Source organism: Pseudomonas nitroreducens, assembly GCF_024170165.1.
Lineage (GTDB): Bacteria > Pseudomonadota > Gammaproteobacteria > Pseudomonadales > Pseudomonadaceae > Pseudomonas > Pseudomonas nitroreducens_C.
The window spans coordinates 1-17,810 of the sequence record NZ_JALJXP010000019.1; the positions used below are offsets into that span (position 1 = coordinate 1).

Annotated in this window: 18 protein-coding genes; 4 read left to right on the plus strand and 14 right to left on the minus strand. The window is 66.0% G+C overall.

Features of this window, described 5'->3' with window-relative positions; genetic code table 11:
- Window positions 1-570 precede the first annotated feature (570 nt).
- The 10 genes from J2T47_RS27590 to J2T47_RS27635 form a co-directional block, all read right to left on the minus strand.
- A complete protein-coding gene (locus J2T47_RS27590) occupies window positions 571-1,581 on the minus strand; it encodes a YeiH family protein (protein ID WP_253453722.1) in 1,011 nt (336 codons plus the stop codon).
- Window positions 1,578-1,904 carry a Rieske (2Fe-2S) protein gene (locus J2T47_RS27595; protein ID WP_253453725.1) on the minus strand — a complete coding sequence of 109 codons (327 nt, stop codon included), beginning with the start codon at window positions 1,902-1,904 and terminating at the stop codon, window positions 1,578-1,580. Before J2T47_RS27595 ends, J2T47_RS27590 begins: the two co-directional genes overlap by 4 nt.
- Window positions 1,901-2,566 (minus strand): DsbA family protein, encoded by a 666-nt coding sequence (locus J2T47_RS27600; protein WP_253453728.1) that lies wholly within the window; start codon window positions 2,564-2,566, stop codon window positions 1,901-1,903. Before J2T47_RS27600 ends, J2T47_RS27595 begins: the two co-directional genes overlap by 4 nt.
- Window positions 2,566-3,855 (minus strand): MFS transporter, encoded by a 1,290-nt coding sequence (locus J2T47_RS27605; RefSeq protein ID WP_253453731.1) that lies wholly within the window; start codon window positions 3,853-3,855, stop codon window positions 2,566-2,568. The genes J2T47_RS27600 and J2T47_RS27605 overlap by 1 nt, the downstream gene beginning before the upstream one ends.
- Window positions 3,856-3,956: 101 nt before the next feature.
- Window positions 3,957-5,009 carry a 3-keto-5-aminohexanoate cleavage protein gene (locus J2T47_RS27610; RefSeq protein ID WP_253453733.1) on the minus strand — a complete coding sequence of 351 codons (1,053 nt, stop codon included), beginning with the start codon at window positions 5,007-5,009 and terminating at the stop codon, window positions 3,957-3,959.
- 44 nt (window positions 5,010-5,053) lie between these two features.
- Complete coding sequence (locus J2T47_RS27615) at window positions 5,054-5,902, minus strand: TauD/TfdA dioxygenase family protein (RefSeq protein ID WP_253453734.1); 849 nt, start codon at window positions 5,900-5,902, stop codon at window positions 5,054-5,056.
- Between the two features lie 10 nt (window positions 5,903-5,912).
- Window positions 5,913-6,893 carry a quinone oxidoreductase family protein gene (locus J2T47_RS27620; protein ID WP_253453736.1) on the minus strand — a complete coding sequence of 327 codons (981 nt, stop codon included), beginning with the start codon at window positions 6,891-6,893 and terminating at the stop codon, window positions 5,913-5,915.
- 508 nt (window positions 6,894-7,401) lie between these two features.
- Entirely contained in the window at window positions 7,402-8,073 is a 672-nt protein-coding gene (locus J2T47_RS27625) for a DUF3313 domain-containing protein (RefSeq protein WP_253453739.1), read from the minus strand.
- A gap of 135 nt (window positions 8,074-8,208) precedes the next feature.
- Entirely contained in the window at window positions 8,209-9,168 is a 960-nt protein-coding gene (locus J2T47_RS27630; RefSeq protein WP_253453741.1) for an HlyD family secretion protein, read from the minus strand.
- Between the two features lie 3 nt (window positions 9,169-9,171).
- Complete coding sequence (locus tag J2T47_RS27635; RefSeq protein WP_253453743.1) at window positions 9,172-9,540, minus strand: DUF3302 domain-containing protein; 369 nt, start codon at window positions 9,538-9,540, stop codon at window positions 9,172-9,174.
- Window positions 9,541-9,764: 224 nt separating this feature from the next.
- Here J2T47_RS27635 and J2T47_RS27640 point away from each other — a divergent pair, with 224 nt between their 5' ends.
- The gene (locus tag J2T47_RS27640) at window positions 9,765-9,950 is read left to right on the plus strand and encodes a hypothetical protein (RefSeq protein WP_253453745.1); all 186 of its coding nucleotides are present in this window, start codon (window positions 9,765-9,767) and stop codon (window positions 9,948-9,950) included.
- A gap of 138 nt (window positions 9,951-10,088) precedes the next feature.
- On the opposite strand, the gene J2T47_RS27645 is transcribed toward J2T47_RS27640, so the two are convergent.
- The 4 genes from J2T47_RS27645 to J2T47_RS27660 form a co-directional block, all read right to left on the minus strand.
- Window positions 10,089-10,319, minus strand: coding sequence for a hypothetical protein (locus tag J2T47_RS27645; protein WP_253453747.1), 231 nt, complete (start codon window positions 10,317-10,319; stop codon window positions 10,089-10,091).
- A gap of 112 nt (window positions 10,320-10,431) precedes the next feature.
- On the minus strand, window positions 10,432-10,980 hold the full coding sequence (locus tag J2T47_RS27650) for an SCO family protein (RefSeq protein ID WP_253453749.1): 549 nt from the start codon (window positions 10,978-10,980) through the stop codon (window positions 10,432-10,434).
- Window positions 10,981-10,982: 2 nt separating this feature from the next.
- Window positions 10,983-12,104, minus strand: coding sequence for a hypothetical protein (locus J2T47_RS27655; protein WP_253453751.1), 1,122 nt, complete (start codon window positions 12,102-12,104; stop codon window positions 10,983-10,985).
- Window positions 12,105-12,117: 13 nt separating this feature from the next.
- The gene (locus J2T47_RS27660) at window positions 12,118-13,617 is read right to left on the minus strand and encodes a multicopper oxidase family protein (RefSeq protein ID WP_253453752.1); all 1,500 of its coding nucleotides are present in this window, start codon (window positions 13,615-13,617) and stop codon (window positions 12,118-12,120) included.
- Window positions 13,618-13,892: 275 nt separating this feature from the next.
- Between J2T47_RS27660 and J2T47_RS27665 the strand changes: the two genes are divergently transcribed.
- Genes J2T47_RS27665 through J2T47_RS27675 form a run of 3 tightly spaced genes read left to right on the plus strand, consistent with a single transcriptional unit; the run spans window position 13,893 to window position 17,808 of the window.
- Window positions 13,893-14,894: an HlyD family efflux transporter periplasmic adaptor subunit gene (locus J2T47_RS27665; RefSeq protein ID WP_253453754.1), complete on the plus strand. Its 1,002-nt coding sequence runs from the start codon at window positions 13,893-13,895 to the stop codon at window positions 14,892-14,894.
- Window positions 14,894-16,681, plus strand: a complete 1,788-nt coding sequence (locus tag J2T47_RS27670; protein ID WP_253453756.1) for an ATP-binding cassette domain-containing protein — start codon at window positions 14,894-14,896, stop codon at window positions 16,679-16,681. The genes J2T47_RS27665 and J2T47_RS27670 overlap by 1 nt, the downstream gene beginning before the upstream one ends.
- Window positions 16,678-17,808, plus strand: coding sequence for an ABC transporter permease (locus tag J2T47_RS27675; RefSeq protein WP_253453758.1), 1,131 nt, complete (start codon window positions 16,678-16,680; stop codon window positions 17,806-17,808). Before J2T47_RS27670 ends, J2T47_RS27675 begins: the two co-directional genes overlap by 4 nt.
- Window positions 17,809-17,810: the final 2 nt, after the last annotated feature.

The window sequence follows — 17,810 nt, forward strand, 5'->3', positions numbered from 1 at the left end:
CTGGACGAAAGGGAGCGAAGTAGGCGATATCTGAAGATGCGAGTGTCACCCATGTGACTGAACTCGTTTGTTACCTATGTGGTTGTCTCCTACACGCCCCTCCATCCGGCTTTTCGCTTCGCGAAAAGTACCCTCGGCTCTTCGGAGTTCCAGGGGCCCGCCGCGAAGGGCCATCCCTGGCCCATCGCCGCTCTCGCGACATCCATGTCGCTCAACCCCTGAAACTCCGATCACCTTCGGCCTCCTGAAAGGGGCACTCGGCGCGTGCGGATATTTCTCTGGAAGACCTTAAAAGCCAGAGCCAGAGCCAGAGCCAGGGGCAGTGCCAGAGCCGGTGCCTATACGTAGGGCGCATAACCCGGAACGGGTTATCCGCCGATAGCCACACGGCGCATAACGCTGGCGCGTCATGCGCCCTACGCACTGCCATTGGCGCACGGCTATCGATGGGTATCGCTGCGCTCCACGCCATCCTACGTTCGTACGCCACCGCAATTCCGGTGTGAGCGGAAACGCCAATCGGCGCGTAGAAGCGGACTCCGTCCGCGATGGTCATCCGCAACGCACGAATCAACCGGCGAAGCGCAACATCCCCAACACCAGCAACGCCAGGAACGCCGTCTCCCCCAGCATCAGCAGGATCGGCTTGATCCCCACCGTCGCCAGCGCCTTGAGCTGGGTCTTCATGCCCAGCGCGGCGATGGCGATCACCAGGCACCATTGCGACAGCTTGCCGCCCGCCTGCTGCACCATCGGCGCCAGCCAGCCGGTGCTGTTCACCGCCGCCAGCAGCACGAAGCCCACGGCGAACCACGGCAGCAACGGCGGACGCTTGTCCCCCGGCTCCACGCCGCGGGCACGGGTGATCATCGCCGCGCAGAGGATCACCGGCAGCAGCATCGCCACACGCATCAGCTTGACCACCGTGGCGCTGTCGCCGACTTCCTTGGAAATGCTGTAGCCGGCGCCAACCACCTGGGCCACATCGTGAATGGTGCCGCCGAGGAAGATGCCCGCCTGCAGCGGCGGCAGTCCCAGAGACTTGACGATCATCGGGTAGAGGATCATCGCCAGCGTGGACAGCGCCGACACACCCAGCACGGTGAACAGCGTGGCCTTTTCCTTCTGCGTGTGGGCCGGCAAGGCCGCCGCCAGGGCCAGTGCCGCCGAGGCGCCGCAGATGGCCGTGGCGCCGCCGGTGAGCAGGCCGAAGAGGAAGTTGAAGCCCATGGCGCGGGCCGCAGCGATGGAGACCAGGATGGTCACCGTCACCAGTACCACCACCATGATCACCGGCTGCCAGCCCAGCTCGGCGATCTGCCCGAAGGTGATACGGATACCCAGCAGCGCCACGCCCAGGCGGAGGATTTCGCGGGCGGTGAACTCGATGCCGGCCTTGCACACGCTGTCGGCGGAGAGGAAGTTCATCGCCAGGCCGAGCAGCAGCGCAAAGAGCATCACCGGCGCGCCGTAATGCTCGGAAAGAAAGGTCGCGGCGGCCGCCACCATGGCGCTGACCAGCAGGCCCGGCAGCAGGGTACGGCTGCGACTACCGAGGGCGGAGATGGTCAGCGTGTTCATGCCGTCGCCTCCTGCTCGCCGATCACTACATGGCATTCGCCGGCGATCCAGGAGATGCCGTGGCGGCGCAGGCCGAAGCCCTTGATGCCTGCCGGGCAGCCGCTGGCCACGTCGAAGCGCAGGCCGTGGGCCGGGCATTGCAGCCAGCGGCCGTCCAGGCGGCCACTGAACAGCGAAGCACCAGCGTGAGGACAACTGTCATCGATGGCATGCAGTTCGCCGTCGATATCGAAGAGCAGGATGATGCCCTGCTCGTGATGCAGCAGACTGCGGCCGCCGCGCGCCGGCAGGCGGTCGGCGGGAATACGGATCGAGCAGCTCATGCCGGGATCGCCTCCGGGAACTGCCTTTCCAGCGCCCGGTAGAGGGCCGCCAGCAGCTGCTCGGGGCTCTGCCCGCCGAGGGCGAAGGCACGGCCTTCGAGGAGGAACATCGGCACGCTGGAATCGGCCAGGGCCACGCGGCGGCCGATGAACTGGCGCGCACCGTCGGCCAGGGCGTCGTCGAAGTCGGCCACGTTGAAATCACAGGCACGCAGCAGGCGGCACAGGGTGTCGCGATTGCCGATGTCCTGGCCCAGCTGGAAGTGCGCGCGGAAGATCATCTCCAGCAGCTGCTCCTTCTGGTTCTCGCTGCCCACATGCACGGCGCGCTGGAATACCCGGTGCGCATAGGTGGTATTGGGCATGGTGAGGATGCGTTCGAGGTCCAGGTCGACCCTGGCGCCCTCTGCCGCGCGACGCACTTCCCCCATCCGCGCACGCACGGCACGCTTGCCGCCCAGGCGGCGCTGGTAGAACTCGGCGAAGGGTTCGCCTTCCATGGAAATCTGCGGCAGCAGCTGCAGGCCGAGCCAGTTCACCCGCACGTCCAGCTCCGGACGCTGGCGGGCCAGCAAACGCAGCGCGACGTCGAGGTTGCGCTTGCCGATCAGGCACCAGGGGCAGATGAAGTCGAAGGTCATGTCCAGATTGAGAGTCGGCATCAGGCGCCCTCCTCTTCGCCGCGCAGGCGGCGGATATCGCTGTGGTAGTGGCGCCGGGCGTAGAGGAAGACCAGCGCGGCGAGAATGCTCAGCAAGGGGATGAGCTGGAAGGCACGGTCCAGACCAATGTGGTCGGCCAGTACACCGGTGAGCAGCGGCCCGGGCGCCAGGCCCAGCAGGTTGTTGGCCAGGGTCAGGGTGGCGAAGGCGGTGCCATGTACGGCCGGCGCGGTGAGGTTGGCGACCATGGCGCCGGACGGCCCGGAGGTGCCGGCGGCGACCAGCATGCCGAGGGCGAGCAGGCTCAGCTGCGCGGTACCCGGCGGCAGGTGGAAAGCCACCGACAGCAGCAGGCAACTGGCCAGGCAGAAGCCGATGGCGAGGATGATCTTGCGCGGCGGGTTGCTGCGGCCAAGTCGGTCGCAGAGGATGCCGCAGAGCACCATGCCGCTGCCGCCGACCAGCACGATCACCGCCGAGATCATCCCGGCCTTGCCGGTGTCCAGGTGGTAGTAACGGTTCAGGTAGCTGGGAATCCACACCATCACGGCGGCGGCGACGAACAGCTGCAGGCCGCTGCCCAGGTAGGCGGCGATCACCGAGCGGCTGCCGAACAGGCTACGCAGCGAGCGCCCGCCGGCCTGGCGCGGCGCCTCGGCGGCGGCCACCGGGGCGATGCGCTTCTCGCTCACCACCAGCGGATAGAGCAGCGCCAGCAGCAGGCCGAACAGCGCCATGCCGGCGAAAGCCCAGCGCCAGCCCAGGTGCGCGGCGAGCACACCGCCCAGGCCCATGCCGAGCACCGAGCCGAACATGCCACCGGCCATGAAGGCACCAGTCAGGGTGGCGCGCAGGTGCGCCGGAAATACCGAGATCACCACGGCGATGCCGACGCTGCCGTAGGCGGCCTCGCCGACGCCGACGAAGAAGCGCGCGGCGAACATCTGCGGGAAGGTCTCGGCCACGGCGCAGCCAAGCGTTGCGAGGCTCCACAGCATGGCCATCAGCGCCAGGCTGCGTACGCGGCCCCAGCGGTCGGCGAGCAGCGACAGCGGGAAAGTCAGCAGGCCGACCATCACCGCGACGATGCCGCTGAGCAGGCCGAGCTGCGCATCGCTCAGGGCCCATTCGACCTTGAGCAGCGGGAAGACGGCATTGAGCACCTGACGCGACATGTAATCGGAGATCAGCAGGCCGAAGGTCAGGGCGAACACCACCCAGGCATAGCGGCGTGGCACGCTGGGCACGGTGGCAGGAATGTCGCCCAGGGCGACGGAGTGGATGGCCATGGTGCTAGCTCTCCAGGTGGGTCAATGGATTCTTGTTGTTCTGGGATAAAAGCCGTGGCGCGGTGCTGGCAGACCGCGCCACCCTTATTACTAAGAGAGAGTCACGTGCGAAGCGGGACCGATCTCTGGCCCGGCTGGCGGTTGGGCGCCATGCCGTTCATGCGCAGGGTTTCTTCCACGCTGTCGTACTGCACGCCGATCTTGTAGATGGCGCGTGCTTCCTTGCCGCTGGCGACCTCGCGGCCCAGTTCATGGGCGACGCGGACGCACTGCTGGATCTGCTCCACCGAAGTCATGCGCTGGCCGTGCTGGCCGATGATGGTGTCCTCGATGCCGCAACGCGGGTGCAGCCCCATGGCCATGGCCATCATGTTGAACGGCAGGACGTTCTTGAGCAGCGACTCGGCGGTGACGGTGGCGCCGTCCGGTGCGCGGTGCACGAAGTTCATGAAGTTGAACGGATTGGGGCCGTCGAAGCCGCCGCCGATGCCAATCCAGGTCAGGTTCAGCGGGCCCTTGTAGACACCCTTGCGCACCAGGCGCTCGAGGGTTTCCAGGGCGTGCATGCCGGTCAGCTGGAAGTGCGGCTGAATGCCGGCAGCCTGCAGGCGCTTGAGGTGTTCCTCGACCCAGGCCGGGCCGGCCGGCACGGTCATCTCGCTGTAGGCCGCCTGGTACAGCGGGTTTTCCAGGGAGGTGCCCTTGAGGTACTCCGGATAGAGCAGCTCCATGATGTTCATCTGGGTGGTGTTGATCGCCACCGTCACCTGGTCGGGCTTGGGGGTCAGCTCGGCGAGCATGTGACGGGTGTCGTCGGACAGCCACTTGGCCGCTTCGCCGTCGCTTTCCGGGGCGAAGGAAATCGAGCCGCCGACCTGGATGATCATGTCCGGCACGGCTTCGCGAACGCCGGCGATCAGCTCGTTGAACTTGGACAGGCGCTTGGAGCCCTTGCCATCCAGCTCCCGCACGTGCAGGTGGAGCACGGTGGCGCCAGCCTCGTAGCAGTCAACGGCCTTCTGGACCTGCTCGTCCATGGTTACCGGGATGTCTTCGGGGAAGTCCTCGGGCATCCATTCGGGGCCGTAGGGAGCGGTGGTGATGACCACCTTGTCCTGGTTCTCGGGGTGCAGCGAATCGTCGAAGAATTGCATGTCGGTCTCCGTAATTGTTCTTGTCAGAAGTCTTTCTTCAGGGATCAGAACGGCTTGTCGCCGATGATTCCGGCGCGTTCCATGCGGCGCACGCAGGGCGGGTAGTCCATCACCGCGTAGTGCTGGGTACAGCGGTTGTCCCAGATCGCCACATCGTTCTTCTTCCAGCGCCAGCGCACCTGGAATTCGGGGATGTACACCTGGCTCACCAGGTAGCGCAGCAGGTCGGCCGCGCCGGGGTTGGCGTCCTGGCCGAAGCGCACGTTCTGCGGCGTGTGGTAGTTGCTGAAGTGGGTGGTGAAGGCGTTGACGAACAGCACCTTCTCGCCGGTTTCCGGGTGAGTACGCACCACCGGGTGTTCGGCGTCGGGGTACAGGGCCTTGAGCGCCAGGCGCTTCTCGATGGGCATCGCCGCGCCGAAGCTGGCTTCGATGCTGTGGCGCGCGCGCAGCTTGGCGATGCGCTCCTTGATCTCGGCCGGGAGCATGTCGTAGGCCAGGGCCATGTTCGCCCACATGGTGTCGCCGCCCACCGGCGGGCACTCCACGCAGCGCAGGACGCAGCCCAGGGGCGGCACCTCGCGCCAGGTGGCGTCTGTGTGCCAGGCGTTCTCGTAGCGGTCGTTGGGCAGGTCCGGGGTCTTGTAGATGCGCACCAGACCCGGGTGCTCCGGGTCGCTGCCGGCCACCGGGTGATCTTCCAGCTCACCGAAGCGGCGGGCGAAAGCCACGTGCTCGGCACGGGTGATGTCCTGGTCACGCAGGAACAGCACCTTGTGCTTGAGCAGCAGCTCGCGCAGCTCGGCGAACAGGCCTTCATCGCGGGAGGCGTCGCCCAGGTTCACCCCGGAGATTTCGGCGCCGATGCTGCAGGTCAGACGTTCTACGTGCATGGCGGCGCCCTCAGATGACGAAGATCGACGAGCCGGTGGTCTTGCGCGATTCGAGGTCGCGGTGGGCCTGCACGGCATCTTCCAGCGCGTAGTGCTGGTTGATCTCGATGCGGATATCGCCGTTGCCCACGTGGGTGAAGAGTTCGTCCAGCAGCGCCGCCTTTTCCGCCGGGTCGGCGATGTAGTCGGCCAGGGCCGGGCGGGTGAGGAAGATCGAGCCCTTCATGGCCAGCAGCACCGGGTCGAACGGCGGGATCGGCCCCGACGCGGTGCCGACGCAGACCATCAGGCCACGGCGCTTGAGCGACTCCAGGGAGGTCATGAAGGTGTCCTTGCCGACGCTGTCGAAGACCACGTCCACGCCACGGCCATCGGTCAGTTCGCGTACGCGCTCGGCGACGCCTTCGCGGCTGTAGTTGATGACGTGCTCGCAGCCATGGGCGAAGGCGATCTCGGCCTTGGCGTCGCTGGATACGGTGCCGATCACGCGCAGGCCGAGCAGCTTGGCCCACTGCGCGACGATCAGCCCGACACCACCGGCAGCGGCGTGCAGCAGGATGCTCTGGCCCGGCTTGAAGTCATGGATGCGACGCAGCAGGTAGGCCGAGGTCAGGCCGCGCATGGTCATGGCGGCGGCGGTTTCGAAGGCGATGTTCTCCGGCAGGCGGATCAGCGGCGCCGCCGGCACCAGGCGCTCGGTGCTGTAGGCGCCGAGGGTGTTGATGAAACCGGTATAGGTGACGCGGTCACCGGGGACGACGTTGCTCACGCCCTCGCCCACCGCCACCACCACGCCGGCGGCTTCCACGCCCATGCCGCTGGGCAGCGGAACGGCGTAGGTGCCATTGCGGAAATAGGTATCCGCATAGTTCAGGCCCACCGCCACATGGCGGATGCGCACTTGCCCCGGGCCGGGCTCGCCGACCTCCACGTCCTCGTAACGCAGGACTTCGGGTCCCCCTGTCTCATAGAAACGAACGGCTTTGGCCATGGCCGGAATCTCCAGTTGTCTTGTTGTTGTGGGCGCTTTCGTTTGGAGCAGGCAAGCGCCCTTTGAGCGGACAATAGGCAGGGGGCCGGCAGGCGGCTTCACATGGTGCGACAGGGGCTTTTCATTTCATGACAGGCCGACGCGGCGCCAGGCCGGGCGCCGCCTGGAGTACATGGGGTTGCGCGGCAGGAGCCGCGATCTGTTCTCAGGTAAATCCGTGTCGATGCGTCCCCGCTCCCCCGCCCTCTCCCTGAAGGGAGAGGGAGCCGTCCCTGCCGGCTGACACTTTGGTTTCAACCTGCACCATACGGTCCCCTCTCCCTTCGGAGCGGGGCGCGCAGACAGGGTTAGGGAGAGGGGAAGCCCTGGTACGGACCTTCAGAGAAAGCCAGTTGCTCCTAAGGCCCAACGCCAGCGTGGAAGGCTCGCTCGAGCCCGTGCGCAGCAGGCAAGCTGGGGCAAAAGAAAAGGGCCGCCAACCGGCAGCCCTATCCCCTTGACTGGCGACTTACTTGAGTTCGCGCAGCTTGCTGTAGGTCAGGCGCATGTCGCGGGCCCAGCCGTCGAGCACGCCCTTGAAGTCGCTGGCAGCCATGGCCTGGCTGTCGTTTTCCAGCGCATGCCCGGTGCCCTTGCGCACCACCTGGGCGACCACGCGGCTGGAAGGACCGTCGAGAATCGCGGCTTCGGTGGCGATCTGGGTGTCCTGGTCGCGGATGCCGGTGGCGGTGCTGACGCCGGCCGCGATCAGGGCGATCGGGATCACTTCATAGGGTTTGAGCGACTGGGTGTGGCTGCTCACCGCGGTGATCGCCGGGCGCAGCACCAGGGTGCCCGGGCCGGGCTTGTCGACGACCTGCAGCACCTGGCCCAGCTCGCGGCGCAGTGCCTTGTCGTAGTAGTCGGTGATCTGCGTCATGGTCGCTTGCGAGAGCTGATCGGTGGCCTTGGGCGTCGGGTAGAACTGCGAACGCTCGATAACGATGCTGCGGTAGTTCATCAGGTTCAGCCTGGGATCGATCCAGGCCAGGACCTTGGTGCCCGAGGCGTTTTCCTGTTCGGTGAGTCGGGAGTAGTCATACAGGAAGCCGGAGTATTCCTCCGGCTGCACCTGCTTTTCCGCGCAGCCTTGCAGTAACGGCAACAGCAGCAGGGACAACAACGCGACAGTGGACTTCATAGGGTTCTCCGGTTGAGATATCGATGTCGCCACGTTGTACGGCAGGAGACTGCGCTACCCCCTCCCCCGTGTTGTTCGCGCGCGGACGGACGCCCACGCGCAGGCGCCCCCGTGGGGGCGCCGCAATGCCGCGAATCAGTGGAACGGGAAGATGTAGTTCATCCAGGCCGCCATGCGCAGGAGGATCTTGCGCATGATCGCCACATGGTGGAAATGCTCGCTGTAGATCGCCGCCTGACCATAGGCGCCACCGGGCATCACCGAGGCGTAGGGGGCGTATTTCGGGTCGGTGATCTCGATGATCACCGGCACCCGCCCGGGCGGCGGCGAGCCGCTGTAGCTGATCAGGGTGCCGGACGGCTGCACCTGGCCCTCGCCGATCACCGGGAGGACCTGCTTGACCTTGCCGGCGAACACTTCGCCGGGAATGCCATCGAAGGCCACCTCGGCCTCGTCGCCCACGGTCAGGCGCAGCTGGCTGTTCTGGCGCATCCAGGCGGTGAAGTACGGCCCTTCGTCCGGCACGAAGACCATCGACGGGCGCAGCGGCAAGCGGCTGGCCATCATCCCCGGACGCAGCGACACGTGGCTGACGAAGCCCCGCGAGGGCGCGCGCACCACGGTACTGTCGAGGTTGAACTGGGCCAGGGCCACTTGCGCATTGAGGTCATCGACGCGGGCGGTGGTCAGGTCCACGTCGCGCTTGTTGCCGACGTTGCGCACGGCCAGTTCGCGGGCGCGGGCCTGGTCGGCGCGCGCCGAGATCAGTTGTGCCTTGAGCGAGTCCAGTTGCAGCTGGAACGGCTTGGGATCGATACGGAACAGCACCGTTCCCTTCTCGATCAGCTCGTTGCCCTTCACCGGTACTTCAACCACCTGCCCGGTGACCACAGGGATGACCGGCGTGGTGATGAAGTACGAACGCGCCACCTCGGAATACGGGTGGTTGTAGTTCATGGTGAAGATCAGCGCGCCGATGATGACGATGCCGCCCAGCACGGCGGTGGGCACCGTCCACTTGTTCAGCGGGATGCGGAAGATCTTGAAGATGGCGATGCAGATGGCGGTGTAGGTGAGAACCAGCAACAGGTCCATGGCTCAGCCCTCCCCGCCCGGTTGAGTGGTTGCCGGTGCGGCGGCGGCATTCTGGCGGCCTTCCAGCACCTCCAGGCGCTGGCGCAGCTCGGCCAGTTGCTGTTCGAGGTATTCGGCCTCCTGCGCCGGCGTCTTGCCGTGGTGGAAGCCCCAGCCCCGGTCCTCGCGGTACAACATGGCCCAGATCCACAGGAACGGCCACAACGCGTGCAGCGTGAAAAGGCTTACCCAGCCGGCCGCATGGATGGCGTCCTGGTGGGGATGGTTGCGGTGTACCGCAATCTCGTAAGGGATGTCGTGCAGCACGATGATCCCGTAGAACAGTACCAATCCGACGAAGATCAGTACCCCCAGCGCAAAGTAATCGAGCATCCCGCCCTCCTGATTCCCCCGAGCACAACGCCGGAGCGAGTCGCCTGAGTATGGTTGATCCATGGCAGTCTGCACGATCGTAACTGCGCGAAAACGGCGGGATTTCAAGCGATTGCCAGGGAAGCCGGCGAGCCGGTTCCGGCGGCCCCCATTCGTCCGATCAGCCGGCTCGCGGGTGGGTTTTCGCTTTCACTGCAAGGAAGGAACACCGGGGAGCAACCGCCATGGGAAAAACCACCTTTCTACTCATGATCGGCGTGCTGGCCGTGCTGCTGGGCGGCTCGTCCTGCGGCAGCCACAACGACCACGACGCACCTCGCCCGCCGCCCATGGACGAAGGCCAGATGGGCTACCGCAACATCCCGCAGCAGCAGATGCAGCCGCAGGTGCAGTCCATCCCCCGGCGTTGAGGCGGAGCCCGCTGGCAAACATTGACCTGGGCGGGTTCGCGGGCAGGCTCGCTCCTGCAGGTGCCGGCGTTACGCTCTTCGTAGGAGCGAGCTTGCTCGCGAACCGACGACAACCCCGGAACCTCAGGGAGCCCGCTCCTACACAGGCTTGTGCCGCCTCAGAATGACCCGCGCCACCACCAGCGCCAGCACGCCGACCACGGCGAAAGCGCTGATGATTGCCACGCCACCCTCGCGTTGCAGGAAGTCGGTCAGTGCGGCAAGGCCCACAGCCAGGAACAGCAGTACCAGGCCGAACCATTGCAGGCGCTGGGCGCGCAGGTGCCAGGAGGTTGGGTGCCCGCCCAGGCTGTTTCCCACGTTGTTCATGGCGAGACCTCCACAGGGGATGTTTCTCCACGCTAACAGTCCCCGCGACGGGCGGAACCGCAGCTGACGAACTGTCATGGCGCACCGCTTCCTGTAGGGCGCGGAACTGCTTTCAGGGCGTCAACTTCGCCCCCACCCGCTGGATGATTTCGTCCTCCGCCATCCCCCGCCTGAAGTGGTCCAGGTAGCTGCCATCCTTGTCCAGCAGAAAGAGGAAGGTGGAATGGTCGACCGTGTAGTCGCCGGGTTTGTCGCCATAGGGCACCTTCTTGTAGAAGACGTGGTACTCGTCGGTGATCGCGATGATCTCCTGCGGCGTGCCGGTCAGGCCGACGAACTCCGGATCGAAGTGCCCGACATAGCCCTTGAGCTGCTGCGGCGTGTCGCGCTCGGGGTCGAGGGTGACGAAGATCGGCCTCGGCTTGATGCCCTTCTCCTCCTCCACGGCGTGGGCGATGCGCGCCATCTTCGCAAGGTCGGTCGGGCAGATGTCCGGGCAGGAGGTAAAGCCGAAGTACAGCAGCGCCGGCCGCCCTTCATAGTCGCGTTGGGTGACGCGCTGACCGTCCTGGTTGGTCAGGTTGAACGGCCCACCGACATCGCTACGGGTGGCCGCCACGGATACTCCGGCGTACAGCGCCAGAATCAAGATCCAGCGCATGCTCAGTAACCTCCCGAATAGGTCAGCGCCAGGCCGACAATGTTGGAGTTTTCGCCCTGCTGTTTCTGCGTGCCGGCGGAGACGTCGAGCTTGAGCTGCCCGGTGATGTTGTAGACCACGCTGAACTCGTTGAGGTAGTCGTCCGGGGTGTCGCTCAGGCGGTAGCTCTTGTTGGTGCGGGTGAGGCCGAAGGCCCACAGGCCCCAGTCGAAGGTCAGCGAGGTCGTCAGGTACCTGGTGTCGTTGCCCTTGATGGCGTCTTCGTTGTCGACGTCGGCGTATTCGATGAAGGGCACCAGATCCATGTACTTCTCGCCCAGGGTCGGCCCCAGGGTGTTGCCATGGAAGGCCCAGATGTAACGCGCCGAGGCCAGGCGGATGATCTCGTCGTCCGGCGTGCCCTGCCCCGTCACCTCGTCACCCTCGCGGCTGCGCGCATAGCCGGCCTGCAGTTCGAGGTAAGGAATGGCCGGGATCGCCAGCCAGTTCACCATCAGCGCGTAGGAGTCCAGCTTGCCGGTATTGGCCGGGCCGCCGTCGCTCTTCTTGAGCATCTCGCCATGGCGGAAATACGGCCGCCCCAGGTAGGAGTTGTCGGCGCTGTAGAGGCTCAGGTTCGGCTCGATGTTGCCCAGGCTCTGGCTGAAGAAGCGGTACGAATAGGTGCCACCGAGCATGCCGTCCATGTCGTAGGTGTCGACGAAGTCGCTGGTATACAGCCCCGGCGCCTGATCCATGGCCCGCCCGATGGGCACGTGGTATTTGCCGACGACGAAGGCCTGCTTGTCGAACTGCTGGTAGTAGTTCAGCTCGTTGATGACCATGCCGACGTCTTCGAAGAAGCGCTTCTCGCCATTGTTGGGCGGGTCGATCGGATTGATCTCGGTGGAAAAGCGAATCTGTGCATCACGGCTGAAGCGGAAGTAGAAGGTGCTGTTGATGTCCGGGTAGCCGTCCAGCGTCTCGCGACCGCCGGGCTGCGAGTGATCGGCGCGGCTGTAGTCGTACTGGAAGGTGGCGTCGTAATCCAGGCCGACGTTGGGGTACTGGCCGTCGTCGGCCTGGGCGGCGGGAGTGGCAAGCAGTGCTCCGAGGATCGGCAGGGTCAGGCGATTGGAAGTCATGGCGGCGCCCCCGTCACTTGGCCAGCGGGTTGGCCTTGTCAGCCTCCCGCCCGGTGTTTCGCAGATAGGCGCACATCTGGTTGTCGCCGTAGATACCCCCCAGAGGTTCGAGCTTGACCGCCTGCTCATAGTCCTCGGGTTTTACCACCTGGATCGCCTGCATCATGCCGCCGTCCTCGTGCTCGAGGATGTGGCAGTGGTAGACGAACTTGCCGAGGATCACCGGATCGCGGAACGGGATGCGCAGGGTGATCGAGCCGGTGGCGGGGATGTACACGTTGTCGCGGTAGCCGCTGAAGCGCACCGGTTTGCCATTGATTTCGGTGACCTGGAAATCCACCTGGTGGATATGGAACTGGTGCAGTTCCTGGGACGGGTTGTACAGCCGCCATTCCTCAAGGTCTCCCAGCTTCACTGTGGTGTTGACCTTGCCGGCATCGAAGCGCGTGCCATTGATGAGGAAGGTGTTGTCGTCGCTGTCCGAATCCTGGAAGGCGAACTGGCGCACCTTGGCGACCTTCTCCTGGCGGAAATCCTCGGCCGGGGGATAGGCGCTGGTGATCTGCTTTGTTGCCACCGGCTCGCCGGAAGACTCGAGGATCGCCAGTCGCGCAGCCGGGTAGGTATCCCCTGCCGGCCCAGTATTGGCGGCCCCCATGGTTACGTCATGGCGCCCTGCCGACGGCCCCACCACCAATACGCTGAAGCGCGCCGACGGGCCGATCAGCACCTCTTTCGCATCGACACGGCGAGTCACCGTATTACCGTCGCGGGAGAGGATCTGCATCTCCTGTCCGTCGATACTGATGCGGAAGTACTGGTTGGCCGCGATGTTGAGGAAGTGCCAGAGCTGCGTCTCGCCGGGCCGGATATCGATGGTCGGCTCGGCCTGGCCGTTGATGGTGCGAATCGACGGCGCGCTGGTGATGACCTCGGTGGCGTTGCGTCCGGTCAGGGTTTTCTGGAAGTTGCGCAGCACCAGCACGCGTTCGCGGATGCCCTTGAGTTCCGGGAATGGATCGAGCATGCCGTCGACGATGATCGGCCCGGCGATCCCTGCCGATACCTGGTACTGCGCGCCGCCATGGAAGTGGCTGTGGTACCAGTAGGCACCGGGGCTGTGATCGGCCGGCAGCTTGATGTTGTACACGCCGACCTGGTGCGGGCGGGTTTCGCGGAAGATGCTATCGCCCTCGTCCAGCGGCGAGACGGTCATGCCGTGGAAGTGCAGATTGGTGATGTCGTCCATGCGGTTATCCAACCGCAGAGCCAGGGTTCCGCCGGGCTTGAGACGCAGCAACGGCGCGTCGTAACTGCCGTTGAATATCAGGGTGTCGTAGCGCGCATCGCCCACCGGTACTTCGCGGCGCTCGGCGGTGAGGGTTGCCGTGGTGGTGCCGTTGGCGTCGTAACTGAATTCCGGCGGGGGTTGCAGGGGTGCGGCAAGCGCGGCCCCCAAGGGAAACACGGCAAGCGGGCACAACGCGGCAAGCGGCAGGCGCAGTCTGGACATGATTGACCCCAACGGTGATGAGCTGTTGACCGAAGGCCCCGCAAGGGGCCTCCAGCCGTCTCCCGAAAGGTCGGAACTGCGCTGCGTGTGACGGCTACTGAATTCTGTATAGACGGCCCTCTGACGAGTTGAAACGCAGGTCATTCGCATCCGCCGAACGGTCACTGCTGGCGCCACGCGTCCCCGACAGAGCGTTGCAGCGTTGACACAGGTCCGCGCCACCCCTGTGGAACTGTCTATCCTTCACCGGGCTGTCATGAATCAGGGATGGGGCAATGCCTAAGAAGCTGGTGCTGGTGGTGCTCGTTGCACTGCTGCTGGGGGGCGGACTGTGGTGGTACCTGCAGTCCCGCACAAGTGATGACAAACGCCTGGTGCTCTACGGCAACGTGGACATCCGCCAGGTGTCGCTGGCCTTCACCGGCAGCGAGCGCATCGCGAAGATGAATGTCGAGGAAGGCGACACGGTGAAGGCCGGCGACGTGCTGGCCAGCCTGGACACCCGCGCCCTGCACCTGCAGATCGACAAGGCCCGGGCACAGATCGCCGCGCAGGAGCAGAATCTGCTGCGCCTGAAGAACGGCTCGCGCCCCGAGGACATCGACCGCGCCAAGGCACAGGACAAGGCCGCCCGCGCCCAGCTCGACCTCGCCAACACCCAGCTGCGCCGGCTGCAAAGCATCCGCGCCAACAGCCCCGGCGGCCGCGCGGTCAGCCAGCAGGACATCGACAGCGCCACCTCGCAGCAGAAGGTCGCCCAGGCCGAACTGGAAGACCGGCAGAAATCCCTGCGCCTGGCGCAGATCGGCCCGCGCGCGGAGGACATCGCCCAGGCCGAGGCCCAGCTCGCCGCCGCCCGCGCCGACGTGGCGCTGCTGCAACACAACCTCGACGAAGCGGACCTCAAGGCGCCGCAGAACGCCACCGTGCGCTCGCGCCTGCTGGAGCCCGGCGACATGGCCTCGCCGCAGCGCCCGGTGTACTCCCTGGCGCTGACCGATCCGAAATGGATTCGCGCCTACGTCAGCGAAACCAACCTGGGCCGCATCAAGCCCGGACTGAAAGCCCAGGTGTTCACCGACAGCCACCCGGACCAGGCCATCGACGGCCATATCGGCTTCATTTCCTCGGTGGCCGAATTCACGCCCAAGTCGGTGCAGACCGAGGAGCTGCGCACCAGCCTCGTCTACGAGGTGCGCGTGCTGGTGGCCGACCCGGACAACCGCCTGCGCCTGGGCATGCCGGCCACGGTGCGCTTCGCCGACGAGCCGCGCTGATGGCGGCTGTTCAGCAAAGCCACAACGAAGGTCCCGTCATCCGCGCCGAGGGCCTGGCCAAGCACTTTCTGGTGAAAGAGTCGGGCAAGACCGTGCAGGCGCTCAAGGACATCAGCCTGGACATCCCGCGCGGCCAGCTCACTGCGCTGGTGGGCCCGGACGGCGCCGGCAAGACCACCTTCCTGCGTCTGGTCGCCGGGTTGCTGCAGGCCGATGCCGGCACGCTCACGGTGCTCGACGTGGACGTCCACGCCCACCCGCAGCAGGTACAGGACCGCATCAGCTACATGCCGCAGCGCTTCGGCCTCTACGAGGACCTGAGCGTGCAGGAGAACCTCGACCTCTACGCCGATCTCCATGGCGTGCCGCACCAGCAGCGCCAGGAGCGCTACCAGCGCCTGCTGGAGATGACCGACCTGGCGCGCTTCACCGAGCGCCCGGCGGGCAAGCTCTCTGGCGGCATGAAGCAGAAGCTGGGGCTGGCCTGCACCCTGGTACGCTCGCCGGACCTGCTGCTGCTCGACGAACCCACCGTCGGTGTCGATCCGCTGTCGCGCCGCGAGCTGTGGGAGATCATCCAGCAACTGATCGAGCAGGAGCAGCTCAGCGTGCTGGTCTCCACCTCCTACATGGACGAGGCCGAGCGCTGCGCCGAAGTCTTCCTGCTGCACCAGGGCCAGTTGATGGCCAAGGGCGACCCGGCATCGATCCGCGAGCACGCCGACAACCTCTGTTTCATCGCCACCCCGCCCGCCGACGAGCCCGCGCGCACCCTGCAGGCGCGGCTGCTGGACGACCATCAGAACATCGTCGACGCGGTGCCGCAGTCCGGCGAGGTGCGCTTCATCCGCCAGCCGGACGCCGACCAGGGCAAGCTCGACCAGCTGCTCGACGGCGCGCCGGTACGCCAGGTGGACGCGCGCCTGGAGGACGGTTTCATGTTCCTCCTGCGCGCCCGCAGCGACGCCGAGGCGGTGGACATGGAATCGCTCAAGGCCGGTACGCACCGCCACGACGACAGCAACGAAGCGGTAATCGAAGTGAAGGACCTGGTGCGCAAGTTCGGCGACTTCACCGCCGTCGCCAGTACCAGCTTCAGCGTGCGCCGCGGGGAAATCTTCGGCCTGCTCGGGCCCAACGGCGCCGGCAAGACCACCACCTTCCGCATGCTCTGCGGGCTGCTGCCGGCCACCAGCGGCACGCTGCAGGTGGCCGGGGTCAACCTGCGCCACGCGCGGGCCCAGGCACGGCGCAAGGTCGGCTACGTGTCGCAGAAGTTCTCCCTCTACGGCAACCTCTCGGTGGCCGAGAACCTGCGCTTCTTCGGCGGCGCCTATGGCCTGGGTGGCAAGCGCCTGAGCCAGCGGATGGACGCGGTATCCCGGCAGTTCGACTTGAGCGGCCAGGAGGACTCGCCCAGCGGCCAGCTGCCCGGCGGCTTCAAGCAGCGCCTGGCGATGGCGGTCGGGCTGCTCCACGAGCCGGAAATCCTCTTCCTCGACGAACCCACCAGCGGCGCCGACCCCCTCGCCCGCCGCGGCTTCTGGCAGCGCATCACGGCGCTGGCGGCGGCGGGCACGACCATCATCATCACCACCCATTTCATGGAAGAGGCCGAGTACTGCGACCGCATCGTCATCCAGGATGCCGGCAGGCTGCTGGCCATGGGCACCCCGCAGGAAGTCCGCGAGCAGGCCGGCGGCAAGGGCAGCACGCTGAACATGGAGCAGGCGTTCATTGAGATCGTCGAGAGCAACCGCCAGCACGCCAAGGCGGGCGCGGCATGAGCGCCGGCGGCTTCTGGCGGCGCCTCGCCTCGCTGACCCGCAAGGAAGTGCGGCAGCTGGTGCGCGACCGCAGCAACCTGCTGATCGGCATCGGCCTGCCCATCGCGCTGATCCTGATCTTCGGCTACGGCCTGTCGCTGGACGTCAAGCGCGCCATCGTCGCCATCGTCCTCGACGATCCGTCTCCGGTAGCCCGTGACGTGGCGGCCGGGATCAGCCGCACCGAATACCTGGAACCACACCTGGTGCGCTCCTTTGCCGAAGGCGAGAGACTGATGCGCGCCCGCGAGGTGGATGCCGTAGTGCAATTCCCTTCCGATTTCACCCGCAACCTCAACGACGGCCACGCGCAGATCCAGGTGCTGGTGCAGGGTTCCGACGCCACCCGCGCCGCCAGCGTCTCCACCTATGTCAGCAGCGCCCTGGCCGGTTACGCCGAGAAGCAGGCCGACCGCAGTGCCGGCAGCACTGCCCAAGGAGGTGCCGTCACCATCGTCCAGCGCATGTGGTTCAACGCCGCCAACACCAGCACCTGGTACCTGGTGCCGGGGCTGATCGTGCTGATCATGACCCTGGTCGGCGCCTTCCTCACCGCCCTGGTGATGGCCCGCGAGTGGGAGCGCGGCACGCTGGAGGCGCTGTTCGTCACGCCGGTGCGGCCGGTGGAAATCCTCCTGGCGAAGATCATCCCCTGCTTCGGCATCGGCATGATCGGCCTCGCCCTGTGCCTGCTCGCCGCGCGCTTCCTGTTCCACGTGCCGATCTACGGCTCGTTCCTCGTGCTGGTGATCGCCTCCATGCTCTACATGCTGGTGGCGCTGGGCATCGGCCTGCTGATCTCGGCGGTGACCAAGAACCAGTTCCTCGCCAGCCAGATCGCCCTGCTCGCCAGCTTCCTGCCGGCGATGATGCTCTCGGGCTTCATCTTCGACCTGCGCAACGTGCCCACCGCGATCCGCGTGATCGGCAACCTGCTGCCGGCGACCTACTTCATGGAACTGGTGAAATCCCTGTTCCTGGCCGGCGACTTCTGGCCGATGATCTTCAAGAACTGCGCCATGCTCGCCGCCTACGCCGTCGCCCTGCTGGGCCTGGCGCGGCTGGTGACGCGCAAGCGGCTGGACTGACT

What these genes read in the sequence shown, in the direction of transcription:
- J2T47_RS27590 (WP_253453722.1), bottom strand. Translation starts at nt 1,581, where the DNA reads ATGAACACGCTGACCATCTCCGCCCTCGGTAGTCGCAGCCGTACCCTG.
- J2T47_RS27595 (WP_253453725.1), bottom strand. Translation starts at nt 1,904, where the DNA reads ATGAGCTGCTCGATCCGTATTCCCGCCGACCGCCTGCCGGCGCGCGGC.
- J2T47_RS27600 (WP_253453728.1), bottom strand. Translation starts at nt 2,566, where the DNA reads ATGCCGACTCTCAATCTGGACATGACCTTCGACTTCATCTGCCCCTGG.
- J2T47_RS27605 (WP_253453731.1), bottom strand. Translation starts at nt 3,855, where the DNA reads ATGGCCATCCACTCCGTCGCCCTGGGCGACATTCCTGCCACCGTGCCC.
- J2T47_RS27610 (WP_253453733.1), bottom strand. Translation starts at nt 5,009, where the DNA reads ATGCAATTCTTCGACGATTCGCTGCACCCCGAGAACCAGGACAAGGTG.
- J2T47_RS27615 (WP_253453734.1), bottom strand. Translation starts at nt 5,902, where the DNA reads ATGCACGTAGAACGTCTGACCTGCAGCATCGGCGCCGAAATCTCCGGG.
- J2T47_RS27620 (WP_253453736.1), bottom strand. Translation starts at nt 6,893, where the DNA reads ATGGCCAAAGCCGTTCGTTTCTATGAGACAGGGGGACCCGAAGTCCTG.
- J2T47_RS27625 (WP_253453739.1), bottom strand. Translation starts at nt 8,073, where the DNA reads ATGAAGTCCACTGTCGCGTTGTTGTCCCTGCTGCTGTTGCCGTTACTG.
- J2T47_RS27630 (WP_253453741.1), bottom strand. Translation starts at nt 9,168, where the DNA reads ATGGACCTGTTGCTGGTTCTCACCTACACCGCCATCTGCATCGCCATC.
- J2T47_RS27635 (WP_253453743.1), bottom strand. Translation starts at nt 9,540, where the DNA reads ATGCTCGATTACTTTGCGCTGGGGGTACTGATCTTCGTCGGATTGGTA.
- J2T47_RS27640 (WP_253453745.1), top strand. Translation starts at nt 9,765, where the DNA reads ATGGGAAAAACCACCTTTCTACTCATGATCGGCGTGCTGGCCGTGCTG.
- J2T47_RS27645 (WP_253453747.1), bottom strand. Translation starts at nt 10,319, where the DNA reads ATGAACAACGTGGGAAACAGCCTGGGCGGGCACCCAACCTCCTGGCAC.
- J2T47_RS27650 (WP_253453749.1), bottom strand. Translation starts at nt 10,980, where the DNA reads ATGCGCTGGATCTTGATTCTGGCGCTGTACGCCGGAGTATCCGTGGCG.
- J2T47_RS27655 (WP_253453751.1), bottom strand. Translation starts at nt 12,104, where the DNA reads ATGACTTCCAATCGCCTGACCCTGCCGATCCTCGGAGCACTGCTTGCC.
- J2T47_RS27660 (WP_253453752.1), bottom strand. Translation starts at nt 13,617, where the DNA reads ATGTCCAGACTGCGCCTGCCGCTTGCCGCGTTGTGCCCGCTTGCCGTG.
- J2T47_RS27665 (WP_253453754.1), top strand. Translation starts at nt 13,893, where the DNA reads ATGCCTAAGAAGCTGGTGCTGGTGGTGCTCGTTGCACTGCTGCTGGGG.
- J2T47_RS27670 (WP_253453756.1), top strand. Translation starts at nt 14,894, where the DNA reads ATGGCGGCTGTTCAGCAAAGCCACAACGAAGGTCCCGTCATCCGCGCC.
- J2T47_RS27675 (WP_253453758.1), top strand. Translation starts at nt 16,678, where the DNA reads ATGAGCGCCGGCGGCTTCTGGCGGCGCCTCGCCTCGCTGACCCGCAAG.